Annotated in this window: 17 protein-coding genes; 14 read left to right on the forward strand and 3 right to left on the reverse strand. The window is 40.2% G+C overall.

Annotated elements, in window-relative coordinates; all coding sequences use genetic code 11:
* Positions 1–21: 21 nt before the first annotated feature.
* A complete protein-coding gene (locus tag ACLKML_RS01905) occupies positions 22–990 on the reverse strand; it encodes a D-2-hydroxyacid dehydrogenase (RefSeq protein WP_413283403.1) in 969 nt (322 codons plus the stop codon).
* A gap of 199 nt (positions 991–1,189) precedes the next feature.
* Between ACLKML_RS01905 and ACLKML_RS01910 the strand changes: the two genes are divergently transcribed.
* Both ACLKML_RS01910 and ACLKML_RS01915 read left to right on the forward strand, forming a co-directional pair.
* Positions 1,190–1,492, forward strand: a complete 303-nt coding sequence (locus tag ACLKML_RS01910) for a PTS fructose transporter subunit IIB (RefSeq protein WP_413283404.1) — start codon at positions 1,190–1,192, stop codon at positions 1,490–1,492.
* A 192-nt stretch (positions 1,493–1,684) separates the two neighbouring features.
* The gene (locus tag ACLKML_RS01915; RefSeq protein WP_413283405.1) at positions 1,685–2,479 is read left to right on the forward strand and encodes a PTS sugar transporter subunit IIA; all 795 of its coding nucleotides are present in this window, start codon (positions 1,685–1,687) and stop codon (positions 2,477–2,479) included.
* Here the strand turns inward: ACLKML_RS01915 and ACLKML_RS01920 are convergent, their stop codons facing one another.
* Positions 2,480–3,328 carry a helix-turn-helix transcriptional regulator gene (locus ACLKML_RS01920; protein WP_413283406.1) on the reverse strand — a complete coding sequence of 283 codons (849 nt, stop codon included), beginning with the start codon at positions 3,326–3,328 and terminating at the stop codon, positions 2,480–2,482.
* Positions 3,329–3,705: 377 nt separating this feature from the next.
* On the opposite strand from ACLKML_RS01920, the gene ACLKML_RS01925 reads away from it, so the two are divergent.
* From ACLKML_RS01925 to ACLKML_RS01960, 8 genes are all read left to right on the forward strand, one after another.
* Positions 3,706–5,604, forward strand: a complete 1,899-nt coding sequence (locus ACLKML_RS01925) for a fructose-specific PTS transporter subunit EIIC (RefSeq protein WP_413283407.1) — start codon at positions 3,706–3,708, stop codon at positions 5,602–5,604.
* A gap of 214 nt (positions 5,605–5,818) precedes the next feature.
* Entirely contained in the window at positions 5,819–7,018 is a 1,200-nt protein-coding gene (gene manA / locus ACLKML_RS01930; RefSeq protein ID WP_413283408.1) for a mannose-6-phosphate isomerase, class I, read from the forward strand.
* A 307-nt stretch (positions 7,019–7,325) separates the two neighbouring features.
* The gene (locus ACLKML_RS01935) at positions 7,326–8,048 is read left to right on the forward strand and encodes a response regulator (RefSeq protein ID WP_413283409.1); all 723 of its coding nucleotides are present in this window, start codon (positions 7,326–7,328) and stop codon (positions 8,046–8,048) included.
* 98 nt (positions 8,049–8,146) lie between these two features.
* A complete protein-coding gene (locus ACLKML_RS01940) occupies positions 8,147–9,586 on the forward strand; it encodes an ATP-binding protein (protein WP_413283410.1) in 1,440 nt (479 codons plus the stop codon).
* A gap of 136 nt (positions 9,587–9,722) precedes the next feature.
* On the forward strand, positions 9,723–10,970 hold the full coding sequence (locus tag ACLKML_RS01945) for an ABC transporter substrate-binding protein (RefSeq protein ID WP_413283411.1): 1,248 nt from the start codon (positions 9,723–9,725) through the stop codon (positions 10,968–10,970).
* A gap of 188 nt (positions 10,971–11,158) precedes the next feature.
* The gene (locus ACLKML_RS01950) at positions 11,159–12,082 is read left to right on the forward strand and encodes a carbohydrate ABC transporter permease (protein ID WP_413283412.1); all 924 of its coding nucleotides are present in this window, start codon (positions 11,159–11,161) and stop codon (positions 12,080–12,082) included.
* On the forward strand, positions 12,079–12,936 hold the full coding sequence (locus ACLKML_RS01955; protein ID WP_413283413.1) for a carbohydrate ABC transporter permease: 858 nt from the start codon (positions 12,079–12,081) through the stop codon (positions 12,934–12,936). The genes ACLKML_RS01950 and ACLKML_RS01955 overlap by 4 nt, the downstream gene beginning before the upstream one ends.
* A gap of 5 nt (positions 12,937–12,941) precedes the next feature.
* Entirely contained in the window at positions 12,942–14,054 is a 1,113-nt protein-coding gene (locus ACLKML_RS01960; RefSeq protein ID WP_413283414.1) for an ABC transporter ATP-binding protein, read from the forward strand.
* A gap of 400 nt (positions 14,055–14,454) precedes the next feature.
* Here the strand turns inward: ACLKML_RS01960 and ACLKML_RS01965 are convergent, their stop codons facing one another.
* Entirely contained in the window at positions 14,455–15,324 is an 870-nt protein-coding gene (locus ACLKML_RS01965) for an AraC family transcriptional regulator (protein ID WP_413283415.1), read from the reverse strand.
* A 236-nt stretch (positions 15,325–15,560) separates the two neighbouring features.
* Between ACLKML_RS01965 and ACLKML_RS01970 the strand changes: the two genes are divergently transcribed.
* The 4 genes from ACLKML_RS01970 (at position 15,561) to ACLKML_RS01985 (ending at position 20,436) form a co-directional block, all read left to right on the forward strand.
* A complete protein-coding gene (locus ACLKML_RS01970) occupies positions 15,561–16,718 on the forward strand; it encodes a PLP-dependent aminotransferase family protein (RefSeq protein ID WP_413283416.1) in 1,158 nt (385 codons plus the stop codon).
* A 175-nt stretch (positions 16,719–16,893) separates the two neighbouring features.
* On the forward strand, positions 16,894–18,480 hold the full coding sequence (gene norR, locus ACLKML_RS01975) for a nitric oxide reductase transcriptional regulator NorR (RefSeq protein WP_413283716.1): 1,587 nt from the start codon (positions 16,894–16,896) through the stop codon (positions 18,478–18,480).
* Positions 18,481–18,610: 130 nt separating this feature from the next.
* Entirely contained in the window at positions 18,611–19,042 is a 432-nt protein-coding gene (locus ACLKML_RS01980) for a MarR family winged helix-turn-helix transcriptional regulator (RefSeq protein ID WP_317715651.1), read from the forward strand.
* A gap of 185 nt (positions 19,043–19,227) precedes the next feature.
* Positions 19,228–20,436, forward strand: a complete 1,209-nt coding sequence (locus ACLKML_RS01985; RefSeq protein ID WP_413283417.1) for a multidrug effflux MFS transporter — start codon at positions 19,228–19,230, stop codon at positions 20,434–20,436.
* Positions 20,437–20,458 lie beyond the last annotated feature (22 nt).

Raw genomic sequence — 20,458 nt, forward strand, 5'->3', positions numbered from 1 at the left:
TCAGCATCAAGTGCTAGTCCTTCATGCATTAATTACATTCTGCAACTTACCGTCGAGATAACATTTCACATTATCGGCTACCGTCGCCATGATACGGGCTCTAGCGTCCAGCGTTGCCCAAGCAATATGCGGTGTAATTACACAATTTTTTGCAGTCAATAGTGGGTTATTTTCCGCAGGAGGCTCGTGTTGTAAAGTATCTAGACCTGCACCAAAAATAACGCCATTATTGAGGGCGTTGGCAAGGTCTTGCTCAACAACGAGTTGGCCCCGTGAGGTATTAATTAAAAACGCACTATTTTTCATCAAGGTTAACTTATCGGCGTTGATCATGTTCTCCGTATCCGCAAATACAGGACAATGAAGCGAAACAATGTCTGACTTCGCCAGAAGTTCGTCTAATTCAACGCATTGATGTGGATAGTCAGGAGAAACACTATAAGCCTTATCATAAGCAAGAACGTTCATTTTAAAAACACTGGCAATTTCGCCCACGCGACGTCCAATATTTCCAAAACCGACAATACCAATGGTTTTACCTGAAAGTTCCATTTGTGGATTTAACCAATAGGTCCAGTCAATATTATTGGTCCAGCCAAGATTCTCACGTACGTCCTGACTATTTAGTTCGATCGATCTCGCTAAACGAAAAATCATGGCAAATGTCATCTCTGCCACAGTATCAGTGCCATATTGTGGAACATTTACCACTACTATGCCTTTTTTCTTAGCATACTGGTAATCCACCACATTATAGCCAGTAGCAAGCACGGCAATACATTCTAAGTTAGGGCATTGGTCTATAACTTGCTGGTTAATAATTGTTTTATTGGTTAAAACAATGTGCGCATTGCTTGCTCTTTCAATGGTTTGTTCAATGCCATCTAATGTGCGCTCATAACAGACAAAATTACCCAGTTGTTCAATCGCATCCCAAGGGTTATCGCCAGGGTTCAACGTAAACCCATCTAAACAAACAATATTTTTCATTAGCTTTCCTTTTAATGGCTATCCCTTAAATTTACCCATTACCTTTGATAAGGTGACAATATAAAATCTAGTGATCTAAAATAGACCTATCTAATCTAAATTGCTAGACGACAAATCTCTCCCACAGAAAAGAAGTATGCTATAAACTACCCTTTAATTAACCGTTCGAATAAACAAATTACTAATGTGAGTCAACAAAATGAAAATAGTCGCAGTAACCGCCTGTCCCACAGGGATCGCTCACACTTACATGGCCGCAGATGCACTTCAAAAAGAAGCACATAAACAAAGTATTCCAATAAAAGTTGAAACTCAAGGTGCGATGGGTATCGAAAATCTACTGAGCGCCTCAGATATCGCTTCTGCAAATGTAGTGCTCATCGCTTCAGATATAGAAATAGAGCAACGAACAAGATTTACTGGCAGTAAAATACATTGTGTCACAATAGAAGAAGTTCTCGCTGACGCAAGTTCGGTGTTACGTCGCTGTCAGCAACTCTAACCACCTGAACTACTTATTATTAATCGCGCAATTAAATTCGTAGCCATTCTAAATGTCGCTCATATGAAAATGATAGATTTATACCAATAAAAATAAACCTGTTGATACGAATAGAATGATTGACCCACATAGAACGATTGACGCAAATAAAATAGCTCACACGAATCAAATAATTATGCGAATAAAATACTTATGCAAATAGAAAGAAGAATAACCTTTATCATTGGTAATGATGGATTCGCAGCATGGAAACTAAACCGTTTAAAAACGCTTTCTAGTTATTTTCGTTCGGTTGTTATCATTCAAAATATTTCCAATCAATCACATGCCAATGCAGAACATACCTTACAAGTTATGAGTATTGCTTGTCAGAAAAACCATCTTTGCCAACTATGGATTGAAGGGTCAGACGCCGAACTGGCTTGCATGGTGTTAACGGATTTTATTGCCGATCAATTTGAAATTGTTAATACTGCCCATCGAAAAACGGAAGAGTTTAGTTATTCCGTTATCGGTGCACACCCAACTTTTTCTTTACCTTTTTCTATCACCTACGGTTATAAAAGCATTGCCGACAAATCGATAGAAAAATACGCTTTGCTGTCCAAATTATGCAGTATGCTCAATGCACGGAACGCTCAACCGATATTTGATGCCATGTTAAAAAGAGAAGCCATTGCTACCACTTATATTGGTCATGGCATTGCACTACCCCACGTAATGATAGAGGGAGTGAGTCAGCCGTCGTTAGCAGTGATGAAACTAGATTCATCGATAAATTGGCACTCACCTAGAGGAGACGTCAATACCATCATTGCTGTGCTGATACCCAAACCTGCCAATATGGCGGTAATTAAAGCTTGCACCCAGTTGACTCGTCGTTTGATTGATGCCGATTTCTGTCATTTGCTCACATCAACCGTTGAGCCAGAGGCATTTAAAGCCATTTTATTACACGTTATGTCGCGCACTCAGCAACCATCTTAACTAGTATGCATTATTTCTGTATTCACTTGGCGTGTGACCAGTTTTATTTTTGAACACACGAAAAAAATAGTTCACGTCCTGAAAACCACAACGAGTGGCCACCTCAGCCAATCGAAAGTCGTAACGTCGCAGCATAAACTTAGCTCTATCAATTCGGACCCAAGTAATATAGTCCGCCAAAGTCATATGACCTTGAAAGCGGAATAACCTTGAAAGATGATTTGGCGAAATATTAAAACGTTCAGCAATACTTGATCGCGTAATCGTTTTATGAAAATTCTCTTGAATATAGATACATATCCCATGATAAACATCATCTGCCCTCTTGTTAGATGCATGAGCAGGATCTGAAATCATAGATTGGGCATAACTCATAAGCGCCAACAGCAAATGTTCATCCATTGGGCTTTTTCTTGCTTCACTACCTAATGCATTCAATGCATCGAGTATGTGGTCGATAGCATGGCCAGTTCGAGTTTGAATGCTGTGTTTCTGTACATCAAAAAACCCAGCTTCATTTTTATGTTTACTAACTAAACTAAAACCCAATTGCCGTCTACCAAAAAGTAAACTCAATACCGAACAATCGGTACTCCAATCGGGTTTGTTCCAGCAGTTTGGCGGCACGTATAACGCATCCCCCGCTAAGACTTGGATACTTACGATCCCTTGTTCGGGATCTTCAATTTGATTGATATATTCCCCACTGAGTACTAACTCTAGCCGTGGAAAGTTCACTTGATAACTAAACTGTGGAGGGGTCAACTTATCGCTGGCAAACCATATGCGATTAAACGTAGCTCTTTCCTCTAACAGAGTTTCTATTAATCCATGAAAAACACTATTCATCCTTTACCACTCAATCTCATTTCACCATTTGTACGCTCAACTTACAGAAAATATGTGAGATAAAACACACAATCTTCACTCTTTTCATATCACTCTAGTCTAGAAAAATCACATTGAAATAACAGTAACACTTTTTTAACTTTATTTTTTTATGACAAATTTACACATATATTATTGTAAAATAACGACTTTAATTATAAAAAATAACAAATCAGAGCCTTGTATATTTTATGACACACATCACACAAAAATAATGATGGTACAATAATCCAGTAAATGTCTTTCCTATACACTATCTCAATTCGTTGTAATCACCCAAACTATTTAGCAACAAACATAAGTCTACAACACACAAAAACAACAATGGGGACACAGTTATGATCACTGAATTGATTAATGAAAAATTGATTCGTCTTGATCTTGCCGCGACGACGAAAGATGAAGCATTTATCGAATTAATCGATGTGCTTCATGCGCAAGGACGTATTAACGATAAATCACAATTCCTTGCTGACGTTAAAGCAAGAGAAGAGCTAGGAAACACAGGATTTGAAGATGGTGTCGCGCTGCCACACGCTAAGAGTTCTGCGGTTATCAAACCAGCTGTAGTTATCGGTATCAGTAAATCTGGTATCGATTATGGTGCCGAAGATGGTAAACCTTCAAAACTTTTCTTCTTGATAGCCTCTCCAGATGGCGGTTCAGATCACCATATTGAAGTCCTCGCCGAATTGTCTTCTAAACTTATCCAAGATGGCTTTATTGAAAAGTTTCTCAAAGCAACATCAGAACAACAAGCACTGCAGTTATTAGTAGAAAAAGTTGAACCTGCTACGGATACACCACCAGCCGATCAAGGTTTCTTGATTGGGGTAACGGGTTGTCCTGCAGGTGTTGCGCACACTTATCTTGCTGCCGAAGCACTTGAAAAAGGTGCAGCAGAGCTTGGCTACAAAATTAAAGTAGAAACCAATGGCTCAATTGGTGTCAAAAACGCACCAACCGAGGAAGAAATAGCACAGGCAGACGCAATTGTTGTCGCCTGTGACAAGCAAGTCGACATGAATCGTTTTGCTGGTAAAAAAGTCATCGAAACTGGTGTAAAAGCACCGATAAGTGATGCTAAAGGTCTGATTAAAAAAGCGTTAGCTGCCCCTGCCTATGTTGCTGATGGTTCACAAACCAGTTCATCATCAAGCAAAGCATCTCAAACTCGCGGTGATTTATATCGTTATTTGATGAATGGTGTATCGCATATGATCCCATTCGTCGTCACCGGTGGCCTATTAATTGCGTTGGCTTTAGCGATTGGTGGCGAACCATCCGAAGCCGGTATGGCGATTCCAGCTGACAGTTTATGGAATAAAGTACTGGATGTTGGTGTGGTTGCCTTTACTTTGATGATCCCTATTCTTGCCGGTTATATTGCTTATGCTATCGCCGACCGTCCAGGCCTTGCTCCTGGTCTAATTGGTGGCTGGATTGCAAATAATGGCTCTTTCTACGGTGCAGAAGCAGGTACCGGATTTATCGGTGCAATTATTGCGGGCTTATTGGTTGGTTACTTTGTTCGTTGGTTAACCAGTATTAACTACCATAAATTCATTCAGCCATTAGTGCCAATTATGATTGCGCCAATTGCTGGTTCACTCTTTATCTCTGCACTATTTATCTTTGTTATTGGCGCGCCAATCGCTAGCTTAATGGACAGCTTAAACGCGCTATTAACCAGTATGAGCACTGGTAATGTCGTGTTACTCGGCATTGTTTTAGGTGGTATGGCTGGCTTTGATATGGGTGGTCCGTTTAACAAAGTTGCCTTCCTATTCTCTGTTGGAATGATTGCTAGCGGCCAAACTCAATTTATGGGAGCAATGGCTTGTGCTATTCCAGTTGCACCTTTAGGTATGGGACTAGCGACGGTATTAGGTCGTAAGTTAGACTTGTTCGAACCTTCAGAAACAGAAGCGGGTAAAGCTGCCGGAGCAATGGGCTTGGTTGGTATATCAGAAGGTGCAATTCCATTCGCTGCCCAAGATCCTATGTCCGTTATCCCTGCTAACGTACTCGGTTCAATGGTTGCTGCTGTTATGGCCTTCTCATTTGGCATTACTAACAGTGTTGCTCACGGTGGTCCTGTCGTTGCGTTACTTGGTGCAATGAACAAACCTGTGCTTGCTTTGTTATGTATGGCAGCCGGTTCTATCGTTACTGCACTCGTTTGTATTGCTCTTAAAAAAGTACGTCAAGGAAAGACAGCAACGGCTATGGCATAACATAACCAGTTAATAGTTAGTTATTCTAGTTCGTTTATTTACAGTCCCTCATTAATATTAATTGAGGGACTTTTTGCTATAACCAGCCAAAATTAATACAAATATGTAAAATGTATTAATTTGGTATTACGCTTACACATTTTGTAAAATTTAGCGTAAACTAGTTCCAATTCACACCACAAAACTTTTATCTAATTATTCAAAAGGGAACGTAATGACACAAGCCATCACACAGTGTTTTTTCCCAATGCAAAATGTCATCCAAGACTACGCATGGGGAAGCCGAACTTCAATTAATCAACTATTTGGCATAGATAATCCCAATAATGGTCCTCAAGCTGAAATCTGGATGGGGGCCCATCCAAATGGATGTTCAAAAATCACTGAGAATAATGAAGTGCAACTGCTTTCCGATTTCATTAACTTAGATAAATCCGGTATTTTAACCATTGGAACCGACACACAATTTGGTGAGTTACCGTACTTATTTAAAGTGCTCGCCGCCGAAAGTGCCTTATCCATTCAAGTTCATCCAAGTAAAGAACAAGCAGAAATCGGTTTTGAAAAAGAAGAGCAAGCCGGTATTCCAAGAAACGCAGCGAATAGAAACTATAAAGATCCCAATCATAAACCCGAATTAGTCTATGCGCTTACGCCCTATCAAGCGATGAATGGATTTAGAGAATTTTCTGAGATCATTGCGCTGTTTGATAAAATCAATCTCTCGTCTATCCAAAGTATCGTCGATACATTCAAATCTTCCGTCGATGAAGAAGGTTTAGAGCGCTTCTTTTCCGCGATGCTATCGTTACAGGGTGACACAAAACAATCCGCGTTGTCCGATCTGCTTACTTTTGCACAACAACATTCAAGCGATGATTTGTTCGCTCTAATTGTAGAACTATCTGAGTTGTATCCTGGCGATATTGGCTTGTTTGCGCCATTAATGTTAAACGTCATTACACTTCAACCACGTGAAGCAATGTATCTAGATGCTTGTACACCCCACGCCTATCTCAAAGGTACAGGCTTAGAAATCATGGCCAATTCGGATAACGTATTACGAGCCGGGTTAACTCCTAAATTTATTGATGTAGACGAACTGGTAAAATGCACAATTTTCAAACAAAAACCAGCCAGTACATTACTTGCCTCCCCTGTAGATCAAGATGGTGGACTATTTTACCCTGTTCCTGTCGATGACTTTAAGTTCGCAGTTTACGAAAATATCGAATTGCATACACTGAGAACTAATAGTGCTGAAATCCTACTGGCATTGGATTCTCCTGTAACCTTAACTCACCTCACAGGCGAATCGGTAACGTTTGATAAAGGGCAATCCGTGTTTATCCCAGCCTACGCTGGAAAATATCAAGTAACCACTAAAGGTAGAATTGCGAGAGCGTTCAACTAAGTTTTCGGTCAACTAAGCGGTTGCTCTAACTACGTTTTTAATATCAGGGTTTAATCCTCTTCAATAATTATCTAAATCGACTATTGAAGAGGATTGTTGCTGATATTATCGCTACTCTGTATAGCCAGATCACCTTGAAGCAGATCATACTCTGCAAATAAACAATCAACCCAGCTCATACTTTCACCGTTAATTCATTACCTTGTCCGTTAACCTCGCTAGAATTAAAGTCAACCATACTGATTAAGCTCTGTAACGATTTTAGATGAATACCGATCATCTTCTATGTGTGAACAAAGGAGGGTAAATGAAACAACAAGCGCATATTTTAGTCGTTGATGATGATTACGAAATAAGAGACTTACTCGATAGATATCTTACTAAATCAGGTTATCAAGTATCCGTTGCTGAAGACGGTGAAGCGATGCACGCACACTTAACATCTCATGGTTATCCAGCATTAATTTTATTAGACGTAATGCTTCCAGGTGATGACGGTTTTGTTCTGTGTCAACAGATTAGAAAAAACTCCAACGTCCCCATTATCATGCTTACCGCGGTATCCGATGAAACCGACCAGATCATTGGTTTAGAAATTGGAGCAGATGATTACATCGCCAAACCCTTTAATCCCAGGCAACTTATCGCACGAATAAAAGCGGTGTTAAGACGCACTAATATAGAGGAGGCCGGAGAAAAACCACCAAAAGCGATTAACTTTGGTGTTTGGCATTTAGACATTCTAGCCCATGCACTAATTAACCAAGAAACAAATGAACAGTTTGAACTGTCAGGCAGTGATTTTGCTCTGTTAATGCTGTTTCTTTCTCGGCCTAACCAAATATTAGATAGAGATACGATCTCTTGCGCTACAAGAGGCCGCGAAGCGCTACCGTTTGAACGAGGTATAGATGTACAACTGAGTCGGTTGCGGTCAAGACTTGGTGATAATGGTAAACAACATCAATACATTAAAACCATGCGCGGCAACGGTTATATTTTTACCGCCGGCGTCACTTATGAGCATTGAGTTAGTAATGAAAATTGAGTTAGTGATGAAAATTGAATTAGTTATAAAAATATTAGTTATAAAAATTGAGTAACTATGAAAATGACTTTACTTATAAAATGAAGCAGCTTTTTTTCCCTCGTTCACTAGTCTCTCGAACATTGTGGCTCACGTTGGTCGCTGTTGTGTTTGCTCAAGGACTAGCAACCTCGATTTGGTATTCTCAATCTAAGCAAAGAGAAATCGACGGCATAAGTTCAACCTCAGCAAGTATGGCAACCATGTTCGCGTCAACCATCAACTTTTTCCAATCTCTACCAGTTGAGTATCGACATATCATTTTAGATCAACTGAGAGATATGGGAGGAACGCGATTTTTCGTTTCATTTAACAAACAACGGCTCATTGTCGACACTATACCCGATAACTACTTAGAGAAAGTGGCGGTGTCATCGGTCGAAAAAGTTTTGGCGGCAAAGCTTAATAATGTCAACCAAATCGTGGTGCAATTTTCTAAACCAGAGAATCTTCGCATCCTCAAAAACAATATTTATTTACAAGATTTACCCCGTTCATGGGCACATTACACCTTAACATTAGAACCGATTGATCCGCCAATATTAGTCGTTCAAATTCAACTAGCGAGTGATGAATGGATTTATATCGCGGCTTTGCTCCCTTCTCCTTACGTAAGTTTAGACGATACAATTATTGGATCCGAACAGCTTCTGTTTCTTATTTTATCAACAACCTCTCTAATGCTGTTAGTTTATCCCTTGATCCGCAGACAAGTTAGACCGTTAAACAATTTAGCTCGAGCGGCCAACGAAATGAGCATGGATATAGAACAGGCAGAATTAGCCGAAGAAGGCGCCAATGAACTGGTTACCGCAACGCGAGCATTCAATCGCATGCAACAACGTATTCGTCGTTACGTAAATGATCGCGAAACGCTTTTTTCAGCGATATCCCATGATTTAAAAACTCCGATTACTAGGCTACGGCTACGAACCGAACTGCTCGATGATGATGTAGAACGAGAAAAATTCAGCCAGGATCTTGATGAATTAGAAATGATGGTGAAAGGGGCATTACAAACGGTTAAAGATACAGATATCCATGAAAACAATGGATTAATAGATATAAAAGAAATGCTGCTGTCTATTGCTGAGTCTTACAATCTACAATCCAACCGAGTGTATATCGAAAAAACCGCAATTAAACCAATTGTCGGAAAACCACTAGCAATCAAACGACTGTTAACCAACCTAATAGAAAACGGCGTTAAGTATGGTCATCGAGTAGTGGTTACGCCAAATGAAAGCTCTAAAGGTCTCCATCTTAACATCACAGATGAAGGTCCAGGCATTCCTGAAAACAAATTAGAAGCAGTATTTGAACCCTATTGTCGTTTAGCTAAAGATCGTGACGGCCATGGTTTAGGACTAGGAATTTGTCGCAATATTTTGCATGCACACGGCGGAGATCTCATATTAGAAAACTCACCTAATGGCGGTTTATCGGCGCAAATCGTTATACCACGCAACCTCTCGCACTAATGTAACCATATTGTTACATTCAAGTTACTCTTTGTTTCAATATGTTCGGTTTTTTCTTATTAATCTAATTATCGAAAGGATAACTCACTATCCAATCAGCAAATAATAATCATAAATTCAACCATGGATGAGAACGATGAACATAAAAAAAACCCTACTTACTCTATCCCTACTCTCTGCGGCACAATTTGCTAACGCTGGTGAAGTTGAAGTACTTCACTGGTGGACATCAGGCGGCGAAGCAAAATCTGTATCGGCACTAAAAGACATGCTTGAAGAACAAGGCCATACTTGGAAAGATTTTGCTGTAGCAGGCGGTTCAGGTACCAGTGCAATGACGGTACTTAAAACTCGCGCAGTGTCTGGTAATCCACCAGCTGCAGCACAAATCAAAGGTCACGACATCCAAGAATGGGGCGGGCTAGGTTTTTTAACCACACTTGACGATGTTGCCAGTGAAAACAATTGGGACGCGATAGTGCCACCAATGGTTTCAGATATTATGAAATTTGATGGTGAATATGTAGCAGTGCCAGTCAATGTGCATCGAGTCAACTGGTTGTGGGCCAATAAAGATGTATTCCAAAAAGCAGGCGTAAAAGTTCCAACTACTTTAGATGAATTCTTCATGGTTGGTGACAAGTTAAAAGCTGAAGGTTACATTCCTCTCGCTCATGGCGGACAAGCATGGCAAGACGCCACTATATTCGAAGCCGTTGCTTTGAGTGTGCTTGGAAGTGATGGTTACCGCAAAGCATTCGTCGATTTAGATATGGATGTATTAAGTGGAGAACAAATGGCAGAAACCTTCCGTTTATTCCAAAAAATGCACAATTATATCGACAAAAACTCACCAGGACGTGACTGGAACGTTGCCACTTCAATGGTCATAAACGGCGAAGCTGCAATGCAAATAATGGGTGATTGGGCTAAAGGTGAATTCACCGCAGCCGGTAAAATGGCAGGCAAAGATTATTACTGTGTACCTGCACCAGGTACCGCAGGTCAATTTACTCATAACGTAGATAGCTTTGCCTTCTTCCAGTTATCCGATCCTGAGCAACAAAAAGCGCAAAAAGCATTAGCTGCCACTATTCTTACACCAGAATTCCAACAAGTGTTTAATTTGAATAAAGGCTCGATTCCAGTTCGTTTAGATGCAGATATGTCTAGCTTTGATGCTTGTGCAGTCGAGTCAATGAAAGACTTTAAAGCAACAGCGCAAAGCGGTGATCTAGTACCAAGTATGGCTCATGGTATGTCTACCACTAGTTATGCTCAAGGTGCTATTTACGACGTAGTGACCAACTTCTTTAATGACGAAAATGCAGACCCTAAAGAAGCGGCTGAAAAACTGGCCAAAGCCGTTAAATCCGCTATGTAAGCTAAGTTAATGGGCAGTTATCTGCCCATTAAACTCACTAAATGTAGAGGGTGTTAGATAGTTAATATCCTCTTTAGTGCTAATAATTATATTCGAACCATTCGTCAACACAGAAACATCTTCAACAATAACGGGTACATAATTTACCAGTAACAACCTTGTTGACTTGGATCGAGTAAACAATAATTTTGGAGTATATTTTGACATCGCCTAACTCCCCTCCTGTTGCTAAACGTAGTTTTAGCGATCGATTGCAAAACTGGCTGCCTAAGATCGTACTGGCACCAAGTATGTTAGTTGTCATTGTGTGTATCTACGGCTATATATTTTGGACTGCGTTTTTGTCGATGACAAACTCGCGTTTTTTGCCAACCTATAAATTTGTCGGTTTTGCTCAATACGAAAAGCTGATGGACAACGACCGTTGGACCACTTCAATTATCAATCTAGGCATATTCGGCGTGATGTTCATCCTAATCGCGATTTTGCTCGGTGTTGCTTTAGCCATTTTTCTTGACCAAAACATTCGTCAAGAAGGCGCAATTAGGACCATTTATTTATATCCTATGGCGCTCTCTTTTATCGTAACGGGTACCGCTTGGAAGTGGATCCTCAATCCCGGTTTAGGGATAGAAAAAATGATGCATGACTGGGGATACACAAACTTTACCTTCGACTGGATAGTCGATTCTGAAATGGTGGTGTATACCCTTGTTATTGCTGCGGTGTGGCAATCTTCCGGTTTTGTTATGGCGATGTTCCTTGCAGGGTTAAGAGGCATTGACAATTCTATAATCAAAGCGGCTCAAATCGATGGAGCAAGTCTTCCTACTATTTACTTTCGCATCATAATGCCATGCTTAAGACCGGTATTCTTTAGTGCCGTGATCATCACCTCACATATTGCCATCAAGAGCTTTGATTTAGTCACAGCATTAACGGCTGGAGGCCCAGGTTATTCATCTGATTTGCCGGCTTTATTTATGTACGCGCATTCGTTTACACGAGGACAAATTGGTTTGGGTGCAGCGAGTGCAATGATGATGTTAGGTGGGATCTTAGCGATATTGGTTCCTTATCTCTATTCTGAATTAAGGGAGAAGAAATCATGAGCAATAAATTTACCTTAGGTCGAGTTTTTATTTATTCGGTTCTGATTTTCTTTTGCATTCTCTATTTAATGCCTCTGTTTGTGATGTTAACTACATCACTTAAAACATTACCTGATATTAAAGCAGGCAACTTACTGTCGCTGCCTAACGAATGGGTATTCGATGCGTGGATAAAAGCGTGGAGTACGGCTTGTACTGGTGTGAAATGTGAAGGTGTTCAGGGTTATTTTTGGAATTCATTCCAAATGGTTATCCCTGCAGTTGCTATTTCAACGTTATTAGGTGCATTTAACGGTTATATAATCAGTAAATGGCAATTTAGAGGATCGAATTTTTTCTTTAGCGCCATGTTATTTGGTTGCTTTATTCCTTTTCAAGTTGTGCTGCTCCCTATGGCGACTACCCTTGGCAAACTTGGTTTAGCCAACACCAATACTGGTCTTGTTATTGTGCACGTTATCTATGGTTTAGCGTTTACCACTCTGTTTTTTAGAAACTTTTACGTTGGCATCCCTGATGAGCTAGTCAAAGCAGCAAAACTAGATGGTGCAGGCTTTTTTACAATCTTCTTTAAAATCATGCTACCGCTATCAACACCTATCATCATGGTTACCGTCATTTGGCAGTTCACCTCTATTTGGAATGACTTCTTATTTGGCGTGGTGTATTCGGGCTCCGAAACTCAACCAATAACCGTTGCTTTAAATAATTTAGTCAATACCAGTACTGGCATCAAAGAATATAACGTCGATATGGCAGGCGCTATTATCGCGGCGCTACCAACCTTAGTTGTCTATGTATTGGCTGGTAAATATTTCGTTCGTGGTTTAACCGCTGGATCAGTAAAAGGATAATAATAATGGCGACTCTCGATTTAAAACAGATCCGCAAAACTTACCGCAACGCGGACGTAGAAACCCTAAAGGGTATAGATATCAGTATCGATTCTGGTGAATTTCTTATTTTAGTTGGCCCTTCTGGCTGCGGGAAATCTACACTAATGAACACCATCGCAGGCTTAGAAGAGATAAACTCAGGACACATTCTGATTGATGGCATCGATGTTTCAAACGTAGAACCAAAAGATCGCGATATTGCCATGGTATTCCAATCTTATGCGCTTTATCCAAACATGACGGTAAGAGGTAATATTGCTTTTGGTCTAAAAATCAAAAAAATGCCTCAAGATGAAATCGATGCGGAAGTAAAACGCGTGGCTGAAATGCTGCAAATGGACCAACTACTCGATCGTAAGCCATCGCAACTTTCTGGAGGCCAAAGACAACGGGTAGCAATGGGACGAGCACTAGCTCGCCGACCGAAGCTTTACTTATTTGACGAACCATTATCAAATCTCGATGCAAAGTTAAGAGTAGAAATGCGCCATCAAATTAAGCGCTTACATCAACAATTAAATACCACCATTGTATACGTTACCCACGATCAAATAGAAGCCATGACACTGGCTGATCGTATTGCAGTAATGAAAGATGGAGTGTTACAGCAACTTGGTACACCAAAAGAGATATACAATAAACCAAGTAATATGTTTGTAGCCGGTTTTATGGGGTCACCATCAATGAACTTTATTCACACCATGATTGACCTAGATGACCAACAAAACCCGATAATTAAAGTGATTGGCAGTGCCAATAGTGAACATCATATTAAACTGCCTAGCTCTATGCGCAGCCAAGACGGACATAAGGTCGTTATTGGTTTACGCCCTGAACATATTACCGATACAGACAGTGAAGATACCAGTGCCTCTACTCGCCTTAATCTACAAATTGAAGTGTTAGAACCAACCGGACCCGATACCATAGCAATGGTAAAAGTGAATGGCCAAGAAGTCGCATGCCGACTTTCACCCGAGTTCGACGGTAAAGTAGGCGAACTGGCATCGCTTAACTTTGATTTATCCAGAGCGGTATATTTCGATGGCCAAACCGAGCAAAGGATAGACTTTTAAGATAACGACAACCTAACAGTCCAGAATGCTCTCTATTCTGCATGGATAAATTCATGTCGTTAACGCGTATTCTGGACTGTTGGTTGTTTTCTCCTTACTGCGCTTTTGCGCTATATTTAGCTTGTTATCAATCGTGGACCACTGATAGGTCCTTTAATCTCATTTAGCTTTTACTTTAGTCAATCAGCGCAACGGAATTGACTTTAATGATGTGGAAAAATTGGGTGTACACAACCAGATAACATCAACAGGTAGCCTAAGGCTAATAACAGAATCATAACTCGACTATTTTTCATACGGTGCTCCAAATTAGAACATTAATCATTACTTCTAATGTTTGAAAAGAATCGACTATAATTGTGCAGAGAGTATGAATAAAATTAGAAGCTTTCTACTTTTATTAGTAAAAGCGAATCGGCAAGTAAAAATCTAGTTCAAACTGTTCATCAGCCGTTAAAAAATGATTGTTAATATAACGCACATACGCCGGAGTAGAGGCTAATTTAAAACCCGACTCAGGTAACCATTGCTCTAGAATATGACTAATTTGTGGTAACAATTCCCCGTAAACGCCATGCAGCCGGAATACTGCATGTAACCCACCAGGAATCGTAAGTTGATTGACGATTCCTCGGTAATTTAACCGTTTATCGATTTCTATACAGGCAACATAGCGACACTTTTCCAACGGAACTAACGCTGGATTTGAATGATGTAAACCATATTGGGTTGAAAAATTTCGACCTTCCGATTCCGCCCATGCTTGTAACACCGACCACGCTCTTTTAATTGAACGGTTATAGCCTTGATGACGAACATAGGCCACATCTCGTTCTTCAACCTCAACAATAGTCGGTTTAGGTATGCCAGCTTGAGAAACCCGCGCATAACCTGCTGCGATTTCATCATCGGCTAAATACGATTTATCTGCAGTGTGATAATCGTGCTTTCTCCACTCTCCTGGTGACAAGGTGAATGTCGCTTTGAAAGCACGTGTAAATGATGACACGGAACTGAATCCACAATTATTCGCGACTTGTAATACGGAAGACTTAGAATCGAACATCAAAAGATTGGCGGCATATTCCATTCGCGTTCGGCGAATATATTGATGAATGGATTCACCAACTATTTGCTTAAATAAACGATGAAAGTGCTGTTCAGAATACGCAGCAACATCCGCTAACTGTTTGGCAGGCAGTTCTCGGGTAATATCTTGATGAATATAAAACAGGACATCGTTTATTCGTGACAAGTGTTGTTTATTCATAACGCCAACGTATATCCAAAGAAAAATTAATAAATAGAAAGCCCACCACGAAAATGTAAGCGAACAAAAACATACATCTGAAAACCTATCATCCAATAAAGAACAAAAAGCATAAATGGACATGTTGATAAGCATAAACGGACATGCAACAAAGCACAACTCCCTGTACCATTTATCCACTCACTTTATTGCTAGTTTCACTCTCTAGCTTCGCCAAAACAATAACGGACAAAAATATGGAAATCGCCCAATCACTGCAACAAATTAAATCCTCATATATTCGTGAAATACTCAGTGCCGCCAGTGATAAAAACGTGATTTCTTTAGCTGGTGGGTTACCTGACGAAACCACATTTCCAATTGATTTAATGAAGCCAACACTTGAAGCATTATCTGATATGCCTGAAGTGTTTCAATATGGCAACACAGCCGGTTATCAACCACTGCTTGACCACTTAACCGAACGATTTCAATTGCCTGATAGTCACAGTGTCATGATGTGTACTGGCTCGCAGCAAGGCTTAGATTTAATTGCCCGAGCTTATATCGATCCCAATGACGTGGTAGTAATGGAAGCACCAAGTTACCTTGGTGCCATGCAAGTATTTGGCTTAGTCCAAGCAAATATTGTTACCGTCGCACAAACAGAATTCGGCCCAGACTTAAAACAACTAGAGCAGTGCTTTGCCAAGCAATCACCTAAAATGTTTTATGCGGTACCTGATTTTCATAACCCAACCGGAGTATGTTGGTCGTTACAAACACGCCAACGTGTTGCAGAACTATGCATTCAATATAATGTTGCCCTAATTGAAGATGCGCCTTATCGGGAGCTACGATTTAGTGGCGATGCCATCGCCATGGTCTCTGACTTCTGCCCTGATCACTCTATTGTACTTCGTTCTTTTTCTAAAATTGCTTCACCAGGATTAAGACTTGGTTCTGTTACCGGTAAAAGCCGTTATTTACAACCTCTAATCAAGGTCAAACAAGGCGCAGATCTACATTCAAGTGTTCCAATGCAAGCGTTATTACTGGGGTTACTCAATGACCATCGTTTTGATCAACACATCGACAATATTCGCGCGTTATACAAAACTCGATATCAGAAGTTATATTCTGAATTAAACGCAAAATTACCGACTGACTGTCAATTGCAATCCGTTGATGGTGGGATGTTTATTTGGTTATCGTTACCGCAGTGCGATACTTTTGAATTGGCTACAGCTTTATTGTCCAAAGGGGTTGCGGTAGTACCAAGCCCTGTATTTTATCCTAATCCAGACCAATCAAAAGCAGCATTAAGGTTAAACTTTACTAACTCAACGCTGCCAGAACTAGAACAAGCCGTTAATTGCTTAACCTCCGTTCTTCTAACATTTTTGACAGAATAACGTTTTTACTAGTTAAAAGGTTTTACTAAGTAAACGTTAGGCAAAGTTAAAATGTAAAAGTGTTAAGCAGCCAAACGTGGTTGACTTAACACTGTCAAAATAACAAACCTTTACTCTTGTCTTAAAGACAGTAAACTTGTGACCTTAGCAAGTAGGCCAGAGTAAAGTAAACATGATGAGTAATCTAAATAGAGAATGGGCTCAAATTGCCTTAGATTTAACCTCAGGTATTTCTGATCAAGATAGGTTTGCCAGACTATTATCCAGTATTAGGGAAGTGGTTAAATGTGACGCATCTGCTCTACTTTACTTTCAAGATCAACAATTTGTACCTCTGGCTATCAATGGTCTTTATGATGATGTTCTTGGGAGACGATTTGATATTCAACAACACCCAAGATTAGAAGCCATTGCACGAGCCGGGGATATAGTGCGCTTTCCTTCCGATAGTGACTTACCCGATCCGTACGACGGATTAATACCCGAACATAAGCACGATTTGCGAGTCCACTCATGCATAGGATTACCACTATTTGTTAACGACAGATTGATTGGTGCAATCACTATCGATGCGTTTGATCCAAAGCAATTTGATTCATTCCAAAATCAAGATCTTAGAGTAATAAGCGCCTTAGCCGCGAGTAGCTTAAATACTGCCCTATTAATGGAACAACTTGAAAACCAAGTCGGATTTGAACCACCTGTTAGTTCTACCAATAATAAAAGTATTGTTCCAAGCGAAATCATTGGCGATTCAGACGTTATGCTACAACTTAAATCCCATATTTCAGCGGTTGCCGATACCGATCTTTCGGTCTTGATCATGGGAGAAACGGGAGTCGGTAAAGAGCTAGTCGCTGCGGCTATTCACGCAGGTTCAAGCCGAGCAAACAAGAATTTAGTCTATTTGAACTGCGCTGCATTACCAGAATCTGTAGCAGAAAGTGAACTGTTTGGTCATGTAAAAGGCGCATTCACAGGGGCGATAAGCAACCGAAAAGGGAAATTTGAACTTGCTGATAACGGCACACTATTTCTCGATGAAATCGGCGAACTCTCTCTGGCATTACAAGCAAAACTTCTTAGGGTACTTCAATATGGCGATATTCAACGCGTTGGGGATGACAACAACATTAAGGTCAATGTGCGTATCGTTGCCGCAACCAACCGTATTATGCATGAAGAGGTAAAAGCCGGACGTTTTCGTTCAGATTTATACCATCGTTTAAGCGTATTCCCTATTTTCGTGCCTCCCTTGCGGGAGCGAAACAAGGATATAATCTTACTGTCTGGTTTTTTTGCCGAACGTTGCCAACATAAACTTGGGATGACCAATATAAAGATCGACCCATTAACCAGTGTATTGCTACAAAATCACAGTTGGCAAGGCAACGTAAGAGAGCTAGAACACGCGATTAATCGAGCGGCGGTATTAGCTAGATCCGAAACAAAATCGGACATTATTGTCCTACTACCAAATCACTTTAATCTCGAAAAACACACGTCATCAAGTACGTCAACCTCTACTGAAAATTCAGATCTGAACCCTGCAATTAATTCACTATCTTCGACTAATGTGTCCCTTTCAATCAATCTGCCATTGCAAGCAACCGATTTAAAAAGTGCGACCAATGAGTTTCAAATAAGCCTGATAAATCATGCTTATAGCCAAGCTGGTAACAACTGGGCAGCCGCCGCACGGTTGTTAAAAGTCGATTCAGGCAATCTGCATCGACTGATGAAACGCCTTGGAATGAAATAGTTTTATTTTCTGCATGAGTGGCACTTTATTAGTTGACATGATCAACTAATAACCCTAATATCGTTGACTCAGTCAACTAATAACAGCATTCACGCACTAACTAACGATAATAATTATTCGAGAGATTTCTGTGTCAACATCAACTTACCGCCAAATCCATCATGCATTACGCGAAATTCACATGAAAACGCGTTGTAAAATGGTCGCTGAAGTAACCCGTCAAAAAGTCGAATTCTCGCCTATTGAGCATAAAGCAATGAGTAGTATTTTACGTTTAGGCGCAGTTTCACAACAAGTTCTTGCACAATCGATGAACAGGGATAAAGCGCAGATCGCTCGAATTATTGCCAGACTATTGAAGCAAGATCTGATTACTAAACAAGAAAACCCTGAGGATAAACGTTCGGTGCTTTTAGCGTTGACGGAGAAAGGCCTCACTCTGCTTAAGCGACTGGATGAAGTTGAAGCGGCCTTTATCCATGATATGTTAATCGATTTTAATCAACAGGAATCTGAAATGCTCCGCTCGTTATTACAAAGAGTCAACAATAACCTCAAATGAAGCGTTTTGGCTTTCTATGAGGTGAATCATTTACACAATTATTCTGAAGATATAACACACCTTATTGGCGATACATCAACCAATATAAATTAACAACATTCTGAAAAGCAGTGTCATTCTAAAAAACAATGTCATTCTAAAAATGTCTCATTCGGAATAATCCAACTTTATTTTGGAGTAACAACTTGAAAAAAGAACAACCCATTTTGGGCAAAAATGGAACCCTGATTTTTTTAGTATTGATCAGCGCTTTTCCACCACTGACAACTGATCTCTATTTACCTGCGCTGCCGCAAATGGTCGAACTGCTGAATACCAACCAAACCATGGTAAATCTAACCTTGAGTGTTTATTTTGGAACCTACGCATTTGGCTTATTATTTTGGGGACCATTAAGCGAGAAATATGGCAGAAAACCGATAATGCTAATTGGAATCGCAATTTATGTTATCTCAAGTGTTTTGTGCTCATTAACCAGTAGTATTGAGTGGTTAATTGCCGCTAGAGTGGTACAAGCTTTTGGAGGCAGTGCAGTTACCGTTGTCGCCACCGCCATTGTAAAAGATTTATATGATGGCAGAGAAAGAGAAAGAATCATGGCAACTATAATGTCACTGGTGATAGTCGCCCCTATGGTCGCCCCAGTAATCGGTGCCTTTTTACTTAAAATCGCGTCGTGGCATATGATGTTTATTGCTCTGGCTGTTTTTGGTGCGTTGTCGTCGATATTCGCTTTTTGTTACCAAGAGACATTAGAAGATAGATATACCGGGTCAATGTTACGTTCTTGGGGGCGTTTAGGTGTGGTATTGAAAAACCCACGTTTTTTATCTCTATTAGCTATTTTTTCTATTGCACCAATGGCAATGATGGCCTTTTTAGCTGCAGGGTCGTACATTTATATTGATGGTTTTGGATTAACCGAACAACAATTCAGTTATGCTTTTGCTTTTAATGCCCTGTTTGCTTCATTTGGCCCTAGAATCTATATAAAAATATCACAGACGATCGCCATTCCAAGCATAATATCGGCTTGCTTTGCTTTACTCACGGTATGCGGAATATTGACCTACACGATAGGTGATTTGTCCCCTTGGGTATTCGCGTTTATCGCTGCACCCGCAACATTGACGGTAATAACTAATCGAGTGCCTGGTACCAATTTGATGTTAAACCAACAAGATAAAGATACGGGTTCAGCCGTCGCTATTATTCAGTTTTCTGGAATGATGTGCGGCTCAATTGGCATGCTGTTAGTTTCCTTACGTCCTGAATCTTTAATTGAGAATCTTGGTACTATTCAGTTTGTTATTGGTGCTATTGGCAGTCTGCTGTGGTTTTTAGTGAAGAAACGTCCACATGTGGTTAATAACCTGCCAGATATGAGACATTAAGTGCGAATATTGTTTTACTCAA

The organism is Vibrio sp. MA40-2 (assembly GCF_047302445.1).
Classification (GTDB): domain Bacteria; phylum Pseudomonadota; class Gammaproteobacteria; order Enterobacterales; family Vibrionaceae; genus Vibrio.

Bases quoted from the DNA above. Each gene is read 5' to 3' on its own strand.
- norR (WP_413283716.1), top strand. From the start codon at position 16,894: ATGAGTAATCTAAATAGAGAATGGGCTCAAATTGCCTTAGATTTAACC.
- ACLKML_RS01915 (WP_413283405.1), top strand. From the start codon at position 1,685: ATGCAAATAGAAAGAAGAATAACCTTTATCATTGGTAATGATGGATTC.
- ACLKML_RS01945 (WP_413283411.1), top strand. From the start codon at position 9,723: ATGAACATAAAAAAAACCCTACTTACTCTATCCCTACTCTCTGCGGCA.
- manA (WP_413283408.1), top strand. From the start codon at position 5,819: ATGACACAAGCCATCACACAGTGTTTTTTCCCAATGCAAAATGTCATC.
- ACLKML_RS01940 (WP_413283410.1), top strand. From the start codon at position 8,147: ATGAAGCAGCTTTTTTTCCCTCGTTCACTAGTCTCTCGAACATTGTGG.
- ACLKML_RS01905 (WP_413283403.1), bottom strand. From the start codon at position 990: ATGAAAAATATTGTTTGTTTAGATGGGTTTACGTTGAACCCTGGCGAT.
- ACLKML_RS01925 (WP_413283407.1), top strand. From the start codon at position 3,706: ATGATCACTGAATTGATTAATGAAAAATTGATTCGTCTTGATCTTGCC.
- ACLKML_RS01935 (WP_413283409.1), top strand. From the start codon at position 7,326: ATGAAACAACAAGCGCATATTTTAGTCGTTGATGATGATTACGAAATA.
- ACLKML_RS01910 (WP_413283404.1), top strand. From the start codon at position 1,190: ATGAAAATAGTCGCAGTAACCGCCTGTCCCACAGGGATCGCTCACACT.
- ACLKML_RS01920 (WP_413283406.1), bottom strand. From the start codon at position 3,328: ATGAATAGTGTTTTTCATGGATTAATAGAAACTCTGTTAGAGGAAAGA.
- ACLKML_RS01970 (WP_413283416.1), top strand. From the start codon at position 15,561: ATGGAAATCGCCCAATCACTGCAACAAATTAAATCCTCATATATTCGT.
- ACLKML_RS01955 (WP_413283413.1), top strand. From the start codon at position 12,079: ATGAGCAATAAATTTACCTTAGGTCGAGTTTTTATTTATTCGGTTCTG.
- ACLKML_RS01965 (WP_413283415.1), bottom strand. From the start codon at position 15,324: ATGAATAAACAACACTTGTCACGAATAAACGATGTCCTGTTTTATATT.
- ACLKML_RS01960 (WP_413283414.1), top strand. From the start codon at position 12,942: ATGGCGACTCTCGATTTAAAACAGATCCGCAAAACTTACCGCAACGCG.